This is a genomic window from Phyllobacterium lublinensis, from assembly GCF_020164435.1.
Lineage (GTDB): Bacteria > Pseudomonadota > Alphaproteobacteria > Rhizobiales > Rhizobiaceae > Phyllobacterium > Phyllobacterium lublinensis.
In genome coordinates this window covers 115,875-126,724 of the sequence record NZ_JAIUDQ010000016.1, presented here as the reverse complement: position 1 = coordinate 126,724, position 10,850 = coordinate 115,875, and the positions used below count along the sequence as shown (strand labels likewise).

The 10,850-nt window shown below is 58.5% G+C and carries 10 protein-coding genes; 1 reads left to right on the top strand and 9 read right to left on the bottom strand.

What is annotated here, in order from left to right; all coding sequences use genetic code 11:
- The 3 genes from K9U38_RS18345 to K9U38_RS18335 all read right to left on the bottom strand — a co-directional run.
- The coding region (locus tag K9U38_RS18345) for a C40 family peptidase (RefSeq protein ID WP_224495798.1) at window positions 1–867 on the bottom strand (867 nt) is incomplete at its 3' end.
- On the bottom strand, window positions 855–1,205 hold the full coding sequence (locus K9U38_RS18340; protein ID WP_224495786.1) for a MarR family transcriptional regulator: 351 nt from the start codon (window positions 1,203–1,205) through the stop codon (window positions 855–857). The genes K9U38_RS18345 and K9U38_RS18340, both read right to left, overlap by 13 nt.
- A 66-nt stretch (window positions 1,206–1,271) precedes the next feature.
- Window positions 1,272–2,642 (bottom strand): leucyl aminopeptidase family protein, encoded by a 1,371-nt coding sequence (locus K9U38_RS18335; protein ID WP_224495785.1) that lies wholly within the window; start codon window positions 2,640–2,642, stop codon window positions 1,272–1,274.
- A gap of 142 nt (window positions 2,643–2,784) precedes the next feature.
- Here K9U38_RS18335 and K9U38_RS18330 point away from each other — a divergent pair, with 142 nt between their 5' ends.
- Window positions 2,785–3,609 (top strand): tetratricopeptide repeat protein, encoded by an 825-nt coding sequence (locus tag K9U38_RS18330; RefSeq protein WP_224495784.1) that lies wholly within the window; start codon window positions 2,785–2,787, stop codon window positions 3,607–3,609.
- A 73-nt stretch (window positions 3,610–3,682) separates the two neighbouring features.
- Here the strand turns inward: K9U38_RS18330 and K9U38_RS18325 are convergent, their stop codons facing one another.
- From K9U38_RS18325 to K9U38_RS18300, 6 genes are read right to left on the bottom strand one after another with little or no spacing between them, the layout of a single operon-like run.
- Window positions 3,683–4,708, bottom strand: a complete 1,026-nt coding sequence (locus tag K9U38_RS18325) for a type II secretion system F family protein (RefSeq protein ID WP_224495783.1) — start codon at window positions 4,706–4,708, stop codon at window positions 3,683–3,685.
- Window positions 4,709–4,734: 26 nt separating this feature from the next.
- Window positions 4,735–5,748 carry a type II secretion system F family protein gene (locus tag K9U38_RS18320; protein WP_224495782.1) on the bottom strand — a complete coding sequence of 338 codons (1,014 nt, stop codon included), beginning with the start codon at window positions 5,746–5,748 and terminating at the stop codon, window positions 4,735–4,737.
- A gap of 23 nt (window positions 5,749–5,771) precedes the next feature.
- A complete protein-coding gene (locus tag K9U38_RS18315) occupies window positions 5,772–7,241 on the bottom strand; it encodes a TadA family conjugal transfer-associated ATPase (protein ID WP_224495781.1) in 1,470 nt (489 codons plus the stop codon).
- A gap of 10 nt (window positions 7,242–7,251) precedes the next feature.
- A complete protein-coding gene (locus K9U38_RS18310) occupies window positions 7,252–8,535 on the bottom strand; it encodes a CpaE/TadZ family protein (protein WP_224495780.1) in 1,284 nt (427 codons plus the stop codon).
- 39 nt (window positions 8,536–8,574) lie between these two features.
- Window positions 8,575–9,255: a CpaD family pilus assembly protein gene (locus K9U38_RS18305; RefSeq protein ID WP_224495779.1), complete on the bottom strand. Its 681-nt coding sequence runs from the start codon at window positions 9,253–9,255 to the stop codon at window positions 8,575–8,577.
- A 14-nt stretch (window positions 9,256–9,269) separates the two neighbouring features.
- Window positions 9,270–10,850 (bottom strand): type II and III secretion system protein family protein, encoded by a 1,581-nt coding sequence (locus K9U38_RS18300; RefSeq protein WP_370631989.1) that lies wholly within the window; start codon window positions 10,848–10,850, stop codon window positions 9,270–9,272.

Genomic DNA, 10,850 nt, shown 5'->3' with positions numbered 1-10,850 from the left:
GCGCACGGCGGTTGGTTTACCGTACAGATAGGCGATACGCTCTATGGCTTCGCGGAGCGGTTCCAGCGTCACGCTCATCGTATGGCCGCTGGCGTGCAGAAGCATCGAATGACTTGCCATCATGGCCGCGTGCCCCTTCCAGAACACGAAGTCGCCCCGTTGCAGATTGTGGTAATTGCTGTCGGGCTCGATCAGCTCGCCAATGGAAGCTGCCTGCATATCGGAATCACGTAATACAGACTGGCCCGTCATGAGCAGCGAAAGCTGGATCAGCCCCGAACAATCAATGCCGAAGCCCGAGACACCGCCCCACAGATAGGGCGTGTGCATCAACGTTTCGGCGACCGCAACATGATCGTCCGTAACCTCGTCGACTGGCACCAGATGCCTGGCGATGACCGCCTCCCCGCTCGGCAGCATTCCGTAGAGCGTACCGCGTCGTTCCTCACCGCCGACAATCGTGACCAGTGAGCCCATCGACAGCGAGTCGGTCTTCGGAAATTTGAGATCTGAGCCCGGATAGACAAATGTCCTTGGTGCGATGACGATGTGCGTCGGCTCGTTCGCCCGGCGGCCAAGCGTCGTGTCGACTACGTATCCCACATAGCCGTCCCGCTCGTTCTGGACCCAGCACCAGCCATTGTCATCCTCGAAGACGAGCACATCGTCACCGTAAAGCAATTGTGTGGTTATCCCTGCATCGCCGCGAGGCTCGGAACGGACATCAACCACCGGATCGGCGACACGCATTGGCTTGCCGGCAGCAAAGCGTTCCGCCTCGACCATGCCACGCAGGGTTTCATCCGCCAGATCGGGCCGAAAAGCATTCAGCCGTTTGTCCAAGGTCTCAGCATTCACAGCGGTAATCCTCTTGCTTTGGCGATGACGAGATCGCCGAGCCTTTCAACATAGAGAGCGCCCTTGACCGTTCTCTTCACGAGCACGTTGCGCTTGTCCTTCTCATCGCGGTGGCGATCGACCAGCCCATAACCGCCCATTGTGTCGAGAGCGCGGGTGATGACCGGTTTCGTCACGCCGAGCTTCGCCGCCATGCCGCGTATCGTATGCGGCGGCGGTTCAAGATAGACCGTCAGAAGCACCGCCAATTGCCGCATGGTAAGATCATGGACGTCATCGCGCACCTCCGAGAGCGCGATCTCCTTCCACAATGTCAGCGCCTGTATGGGCTTCAGTTCGATCAGCATGGACGTCATCCGCAATCATTTCGGCTCCGTTCCATTCTAGACTTCGTCCCGTCCGGTTCAAGCTGTTCATTTCGCCGGGTACCGCTGTTTGAGAAGATGGTAAAGCGCACGTATACCCTGCGCCTCGCCGCCGATTGGCGCGTGTGGCTTTTCGACTGGATTCCAACCGAAAATGTCGAAATGCGCCCAGATCTTCGCCTTGCCAATGAACCGCTGCAGGAAGAGTGCCGCGGTGATCGAACCGGCAAAACCATCTGTTGTCACATTGTTCATGTCGGCAACGCGCGAAGAAAGCTTGGCATCATAGGGTTGCCACAGCGGCATGCGCCACAGTGGATCGGCAACTGCATCGGCCGCCCTGGCCACATCGAAGGCAAATGTATCATCGTTAGAGTAAAATGGTGGCAGGTCGGGACCGAGCGCCACCCGCGCAGCACCCGTCAGGGTGGCCATGTCGATGAGAATTTCCGGCTCCTCGTCGTCCGCCAGCGCCAGTGCATCTGCCAATACCAATCGACCCTCGGCGTCGGTGTTCCCGATCTCGACCGTCAGGCCCTTGCGGCTGGTCAGGATATCTCCTGGCCGGAAGGCATTGGCGGATATCGAATTTTCGACAGCCGGAATGAGCACGCGCAGGCGTACGGGCAGTTCGGCATCCATGATGAGGCTTGCAAGCGCCAGAACATTGGCCGCGCCGCCCATATCCTTCTTCATAAGAAGCATGCTGCTGGAGGGCTTGATATCGAGGCCGCCCGTGTCGAAGCACACACCCTTGCCGACAAGGGTCACTTTGGGGGCGTCTTTCTTGCCCCATTCCAGGTCGATCAGCCGCGGCTCCTCGCTTCCTGCCCTGCCCACCGCATGGATCATCGGAAAGTTGTTCTTGAGCAGTGCATCGCCCTTGATCACACTGACTGAGGCTTTGTGCTGTTTGCCGATCGCGCGCACCGCTGCCTCGAGCGCCACTGGCCCCATGTCATTGGTTGGCGTGTTGATCAGATCGCGGGCGAGTGTGACTGCCCGGGATTGGCGCATCACATCGGCCTTGTCAGCGCCGTCGGGCACGGTGAGCGTCACATCGGCATCATCCTTGCTCGTGTATCGGTCGAATTTGTAGCCGCCGAGCAGAAATGCGAGCGCCGCCAGATCAGGCTGACTAACGTTGTTCGCCAGATGCCAGGAACCTTCCGGAAGGCTCGTTGCCAGCTTTCCGGCAACAAGCCGTGAATCATCCTTTCCCACACCAAGCAATGCGGCCGAGATTTCACTTTTTTCGCCCGGAATGATCAGCACCCGTCCCGGCTGCCCGTCGAAACCGTTCGCCCTCGCCCAGGCCAATGCGCCGCTCTCCAGTCCGGCATCATCCAGTTCACCTTTCTGCACAAACCATACCGGCTTGCTGCCTGAAGCCTTCTTCCTGGTAATTTTAGCGGGCATTTCGACATCTCCTTGGTCGATATCTGGCGTGCAACGACTCAAATCATGGTCGTCATTAACGGTCCGTTAGGGTTAACAGAATATTTCTAAGCCTTGGGATTGGGTTAATGCACAGGTGATTGTGCTTTGGATGGGGCAAATTATGACAAGCGCAGGGATTGTTCAACGCCGCTTCATTTTTTCTATCGCTATCATCGCGCTGGCAACCGGCATAGCCGGATGTGCCACGACCGACAAGACGACGACCGGCTCGGTCACAGCCGCTACGGGAGCGAGTTCCAGCCAGGCTGGCAATTTCGACCAGATGAACGAGCAGCAGCTCATGCAGGCCTCGACCAGCCTCGGTGCGCGATACAAGGCCAATCCAAAAGACAAAGCGACGGCGACGGACTTTGCGGCGGTGTTGCGCATGACTGGTCGCAGCGACCAGGCCCTTGCCGTCATGCGAAGTCTCGCCATTGCCTATCCGAATGACCGCGACGTTCTGGCTGCCTATGGCAAGGCGCTTGCGAGCAGCGGCGAGTTCGAAGCCGCGCTCGATGCCTTGCGTCGGGCTCAGACTCCGGAATATCCGGACTGGAAACTGCTTTCGGCCCAAGGCGCCATCCTCGACCAATTGGGCAAGACCGGCGAAGCGCGCGACCTGTACCGCCAGGCGCTGCAGATCAATCCAGATGAAGCGTCCATTCTTTCCAACATGGGCATGTCCTACGTCCTATCCGGCGAATTGAGTACAGCGGAGAGCTACATGCGCAAGGCGGTCGGGGCGCCGGGCTCCGATAGCCGCGTCCGGCAGAACCTCGCATTGGTGGTGGGCCTGCAGGGCCGGTTTGACGAGGCTGAGACAATTGCCAAGCAGGAACTGTCGCCGCAGCAGGCACAAGCCAACATCAAATATCTGCGTTCCATGCTTGCACAGCAGAATTCATGGAGCATGCTGAAAGACAAGAACAAGCCGAAGACCTGACCCGGCAATCTCTTCCACTACAAAAAAGCCGCCCTGTTCCGGGCGGCTTATTTGTATGGAGAGTGACGTCGTATCATTGTGGCGTTGCCGGTCCGAATATGCCGCCTTGCGCAGAAATCTGGATGAAGGCGGGCCCGAGAATGACGCAGAAGAGCACCGGCAACAGGAAGACAATCATCGGTACTGTCAATTTTGGCGGCAGCGCCGCCGCCTTCTTTTCGGCGGCCATCAGCCTCGCCTCACGGCTTTCATCGGAAAGAACGCGCAAGGCACTGCCGATGGACGTTCCGTACCGTTCGGATTGGACCAGCGCCTGCACGACCGATTTGACCGTTTCGAGGCCGGTACGGATTGCAAGATTGTCATAGGCCAGACGCCGTTCGGGCAGGAATGACAATTCGGCGTTGGTCAACACCAGTTCCTCGGCCAGCTCGGCCGATTGTACGCCAATCTCCTCGGAGACTTTCTTGAAGGCGGCTTCGATCGACATGCCAGATTCAACGCAGATCAGCATCAGGTCCAGCGCGTCCGGCCAGGCCAGCTGGATTGATTGCTGGCGTTTGGAGCCGGCGTTGCGCACATAGAGATTGGGCAGGTAAAACCCGACATAGGCGCCGGCAAAACAGGCAGCTACCCGGATCATCGTCGACTTTTCAGCCAGTCCGCCCATGCCGAATATCCAGAAGACTGTCAGGCCCAGTGTCACAAACGGCAGGCCGAAGCGCGCGGTCAGGAAGATGTTCAGGGCGTTCTGGCCTCGGAACCCGGCCGTACGCAGGGATGAAACGGTTTTTTCATCGGCAAGCGCCCGTTGCAAATCCAGTCTCTCGACGAACTGACGGACCCCTTGCCGCTCCGTGATACGGAGGGACCCGCCGGCATTCTTGCGCCGGTTATCGCTTTCAGAAGCCATGCGCGCCCGTTCCCGCGCGCGTATCTGGTCCCGTTCCAAAGCCACCGATTTCATCCGCGACTTCAAATCCGAGCCCGAGAACATCGGCATGACGAACGTAAGGAGCGTGGCGAAGATGGAGATGCCGACGAGGACCGCAAAGATAAACGCCGGATCGTGCATGGCTTTGGCAATGGTGGCAATCATTTCGAGCGCTCCGGCATTCGTGCGTCCTAGAACTTGAAGTTGATCATTTTCTTCATCACCAGGATACCGATCGACATCCAGACGGCAGCACAGCCGAGAATGACGTGGCCAGTATCAGTGTTGAAGAGAACCATGATGTATTTGGGGCTCGTCAGATAAACCAGCGTCGCCACAATGAATGGCAGGGCGCCGATGATATAAGCCGACGCCTTGGCTTCCATCGACAGGGCTTTCACCTTGGCTCCCATCTTCTTCCGGTCACGCAGGACCCGCGAAAGATTGCCGAGCGCTTCGGAAAGATTGCCGCCAGCCTGGGATTGGATCTGGATGACGATGCCGAAGAAGCTGGCTTCGGGGCACGGCATGTATTCAGACATGCGCATGGCGGATTCGGGGATGCTGACGCCAACCTGCTGCGCATCGACCATGCGGCGGAATTCGCCCCGTACTGGTTCTTGCGCTTCCTGCGCGATCAACCGAATGCCATCATTGAGCGGAAGACCCGACCGGATCGCGCGCACGATCACGTCGATGGCATTGGGAAATTCGTGGAGAAACGCCTTGATGCGGCGGCCGCGGCGGAAATAGACGAACCATCGTGGCAGGCCGAAAGCGCCGGCCAGCAACAGGCCCGGCGCGAGATAGAGTGGCGCGCCAAGGAAAAGTCCGATGACTGCGACCAGTATTCCGGTGATGACCGAGTATATATAGAATCGAACCACGGGCACTTTCATGCCTGCCTGCATGAGCAGCATCTTCAGCGGCGGCGATTTGATGTTCTTGTCGCGCAGTTTCTGGCGCTGTTCGATGTCCTTCAACGTGTCCTGAACGGATCTGCGGCGCTTGAGTGCTTCAGCCTGCTTGTCGCGGACGGCAAACTTGCCAAGACTGTCGGTCGCGGAGAGCTTGACCGACTTCAGTCGCTCGTCCGTCTTCTTCTGCCAGGCCATCGATTCAAAGAAGAAGACATAGGCCAGGGCGGCAAATGCCAGCGCGACCAGACAGACAAACGCAATTTGAACCAGATCAAGCCCGAACATTTGTTGATCCTCCAAGCGTCATCTTAATTCTTCACTGTTTCCATCGAATCCAGCGCATTGGCCAAGCGGCGGTCCTCGTTGTAATAGCGGGCCTTTTCCCAGAAATGCGGTCGGCTGATGCCGGTAGAGGCATGATGTCCGGTCAGCCGGCCATGGGCGTCTTCGCCGGTGATCTGGTAGACCACGAGATCCTGCGTAATGATGACATCGCCTTCCATGCCGATCACCTCGGTCACGTGGGTGATGCGGCGCGATCCGTCACGCAGGCGTGCGGCCTGGATGATGATATCCACCGAGCCGACAATGATCTCGCGCACTGTCTTCTGAGGCAGAGCGAACCCGCCCATGGCGATCATGGACTCGATACGGCTCAGGCATTCACGGGGGCTGTTGGAGTGGATTGTCCCCATGGACCCGTCATGGCCGGTGTTCATGGCAGACAGGAGGTCGAACACCTCCGGTCCACGCACTTCGCCGACAATGATGCGTTCAGGGCGCATACGCAGGCAGTTCTTGACGAGATCGCGCATGGTGATCTCGCCCTCGCCTTCCAGATTGGCCGGCCGCGTTTCAAGACGGACCACATGCGGCTGTTGCAGTTGCAATTCCGCGGAGTCCTCGCACGTGATGACGCGTTCATCCTTGTCGATGTAGTTGGTCAGGCAGTTCAGCAGCGTCGTCTTTCCGGAACCCGTTCCGCCCGAGATGACGATATTGCAGCGGACTCGGCCAATGATCTGGAGCAACTCTGCTCCGGCCGGGGAAATCGCGCCGAAGCGGACCAATTGGTCAAGTGTCAGCTTGTCCTTCTTGAACTTGCGGATGGTCAGGACCGGGCCGTCGATCGCCAACGGCGGGGCAATGACGTTGACACGCGAACCGTCGGGCAGGCGCGCATCGCAGATCGGGCTCGACTCGTCGACACGGCGGCCGACCTGGCTGACGATGCGCTGGCAAATGTTGAGAAGTTGCTGGTTGTCGCGGAACCGGACGCCAGACTCCTGCACCTTGCCCTGCACTTCGATGTAGGTCTTGCGGGCACCGTTGACCATGATGTCGGCGATATCGTCGCGAGCGAGCAGCGGTTCGAGGGGGCCATAGCCGAGAACATCGTTGCAGATGTCGTCGAGGAGTTCTTCCTGCTCGGAAATCGACATGGCGAAGTTCTTGATCGCGATGATGTCATTGACGATATCGCGGATTTCTTCACGTGCGACTTCCGGATCGAGCTTCGACAGCTGCGCAAGGTCGATAGTGTCGATCAGGGCGGCGAAAACCTGCGATTTCGTGTCGTAGTAAGCTTCGTTCTTCTCACGCACCGGCGCGGCGGGCTTGGGAGCCTCGACCGGACTGCGCTTCGGCTCCAGAATGTCCCGGGGCAACCGGCCCGTTTCAGCCGTAGCGCCGGCAGGAGGCAGCACAGCTTCGAGTGCGATCGCCCGAAACTCTTGGACCTGTTGATTTCCACCGGCGCCGGCGCGTTTACCAAACATGATGCCTCTTCTACTTTTTTCGCTTCAACCGGGACAAAACCGAAGTGAGTCCAGGCTTCTTCTTGGCCTTCAGCGTCAAGCGGCCCGTCAGGATGTGCGCAATCTCATTGATGCTCTGGACAATCGGGCTGGCTGCATCGGTTTCGGCTAGCATCCGCCCATTGTTGGCCGCACTGCCAAACAGCGCAGGATCAAACGGGATCGTCGCCATTGGCAGGATTCCCAGCGGACTGCAGAAGTCGAGCGGAGCGATCTCCGGACGCTTGGGAACACCGACCTGATTGAGGACGAGTCGCGGTGACGCATCGTTGGGGCGAAGCTGTTTCAGCGTATCGAGCAGGTTCTTGGTGTTCCGGAGATTGGCAAGTTCGGGCGAAGCGACGATTACGACCTCATCGGCCCTGGCCAGAGTCGTACGGGTCCAACCATTCCATGTATGCGGCACATCAAGAATGACATGCGGAACGGATCGCTGCGCCACATCGATAAGATGCGCAAAGGAATCGTCGCGAAAGTCGAAGACTCGATCAAGCGTCGACGGCGCCGCCAGCAGCGACAGGTGTTCGGCACATTGGGCGAGAAGACGGTCGAGATAGACATCATCAATGCGCTCGGGGGAAAACACGGCTTCGGCAATGCCCTGTGCTGGGTCCTGGTCGAAGTTGATGTTCGCCGTCCCATAGGGCAGGTCCATGTCCGCAATCACCACCTCGTTCTTGAACAGGGACGAGATGGACCAGGCCGTATTGTGGGCAATGGTCGAGGCGCCGACGCCACCCTTTGCGCCGATGAAGGCAATGGCATGGCCGAGCGGTTTGGCTTCGGGATCGACGAACAGGCCGCCGATCACGCCGACAATGTCCGACAGATCGATCGGCGCGACCATATATTCTGAAATGCCGTTGCGGATCAGTTCGCGGTAAAGCCAGACATCGTTGAAGTGACCGATAATGACCACTTTCGTGGTCGGGTCGCACACCTCGGAAAGGGCTGCAAGGCATTGCAGCATGTCGCGTGGGGCAGCGGATGTTTCGAGCAGGATTAGGTTTGGCGTCGGCACGGTCTGGAACAACTCGACCGCACGCTCCACTCCGCCCATATGCACCTGCGTATGAGCTTTTGCCATGCGGCGGTCCTCGCTTGCGCGTGCTACCTGCCTGGCAACCGCATCCGTCTCGCAAAAGGCCTGAATCGATATCCGCGGTATCGGCCGAAAGGCATGCAAACCCGGTCCCGCCGACCGGTCGCGGTCTTCTTCGGAAGGATTATCTGTTTCAAATGCCAGCTGGCTCATGCTGTTTTCCATTGTTGTGGCGAGGGGTGAAACAAATCATCAATACTCAACCTCAATTGCCGGCTCGTAGACCCAGGAGTCGGCATTGCGGTAGCCATCAATGACGACACCGCGACGTTCGGCATCGATCGGCGAGGTCGCCCGCGGTCCGAGCAAGTCTGCCGGATTGGCGACCTGGGCAGCCAGGTTGTTTTGGCTGGCGCAACCAAAGTTCGCGTAGTGCTTGTTATCGGCGGTTTCTGCCAGATCCTTCGGCCACTGTCCGCATGGCCCGGTTGATGCCGTGATCGCGGAATAGACAAGGCGTATGGGTGGTGAATCGCTGCCGCTTGCGGAATAGTGCTCGCTCGAAATGTTGAACGGCTTGATACCGCCGCGGCGCAGTGTGGCGGCAACATCATTCTTCAGCCTTGAAGCAGCCCTTGCATTGGGTGAGCCCGACGGAAGCAGGATGTGGATGACACCGGAGCCATTGGCACGATAATTATTGGCCGCATTGTCAACTATGCTGCGTTGTGACATTGACAATCTGGTGTCCGCATGCCCGACCGGAATCTCCGCGACCTGTTCCTTCTCCGAAATTACGATCGGATGGTTGGTGCGATAATCATCCGGAATACTGTTGACGGTCATTTCCCTCGACGCGCAGCCTGCCAGCAATGACAGGGCGAACAGGGCCAGGACAGGCTTCATGCTGTAGGATTTGGAAACTGCTGACATCGCCTGGTCCTTGCTCATTTGTATATGTAACCGACGACGCCCTCGTAGCGACCGTCAGGCAGGTTGGCTTCCTTCGTGCCGTAGACACGGTTGACTTTGCCGAGGAAAATGCCGGCAGCGTCACTGGGCGGATTGAAATTATCGTCGGGCCGGGCGAGCGCGGTGCGCGCTACCGGACGGACCAGGTAAGGCGTGATGATAATGACAAGTTCAGTTTCGTTGCGGACGAATTCACGGCTGCGAAACAATGTCCCCAGGACCGGGATCTTGGAGAACCCCGGCAAACCGGAGATGGCCTGCCTCGTTTCGTCGCGGATGAGACCGGCGATCATCATGGAACCGCCCGATGGCAGCTCCACATTTGTGTCGGCAAGCCGCTTGCGCAGTGAGATGATGCTGGTGGCAGGCGTAGCGCCGCCGGAACTGACTGTTACCGGCGATTCCAGCGTAGGTTCCGACACTGCCGTGCGAACACGCAAGCTGATGCGTCCTGGAGACAGGACCACCGGCAAGAACTCAAGGCCGATACCGTATTCGATGACCCTGTGGGTCTGGCTGACCCGTTCCGTGCCATCATCCCGTTCATCGACCGTTTGACCGTCTATCAGATTGTATTCGCCGCCGACCTTGAAGGTGGCCTTTTCGCCCGATACTGCCGTCAACGTCGGTTCTGCGAGGGTTTTCATGACGCCCGCAAGTTCCATTGCATTGAGGTAGGATCGTATGGTGGTGCTGCCGATATCGGCCACAATGGAGGCGCCCGAATTGGTAAGGCCTTTCCCGACAAGCGATGCAAGGTTCTCTGACACAGCGCGGTAGCTGATGCCGTCGGAAGTGCCGGACGCAATCATATTGACGCCAAGCTGCTTCATGACTGACCGGCTGACCTCGGCTACCGTCACCTTCAACGTAACCTGGTCCTCGCCGACGATCTGAATGAGATTGACGATCTTGCTTTTCTGGCGCGCTTCGTCCGGGTCGCTGATGGCAACATCCGAGCCTCCGCCGCCATTGCTTCCGCCCTGCCCCGATGCCGTGATGGCATATTGGCCGGTCGTTGCTTCACCGCCTGAGACGAGAAGATTGGCGAGATCGCTTGCCCGCTTGGCATCGAGCGGCGTCTGGACGGTCCCGGTCAGGATGACGTTGTCATTCATCAGTTCGACTTTGATGTCGGAATCCGGAATGTATTTTTTCAGACTGTCCTCGAGCCCGGCCACATCGCGCTCGACCACCAGGTCAAAGCTGGCAAGTTGTTCGCCATTCGGACCGAAGACGAAGATATTGGTCTGGCCGACCTGCTTGCCGAAGAGGTAGATGCGCCGTGCCGTACGGGTGACGGCATCTGCGACCGTCGGATTGGCGACGAGAATGTCGTAGGCGTCCGCTGGCAGGTCAACCACCAGCGATTTGCTCAGGCCGAGATTGATGCGCTTGTTGGCGCCATGGACCTGATTGATCTTCACGACATTGCTTTCGGCAATGGCCGTACTGGCCATCGGCAACGTGGCCACTGCGCTGCCAAGGGCGAAAACCATGGCCCGCAAGAACCTGGACCTGTGTTTCAACAACATGGTGGTTGGTTTGTTTCCCAT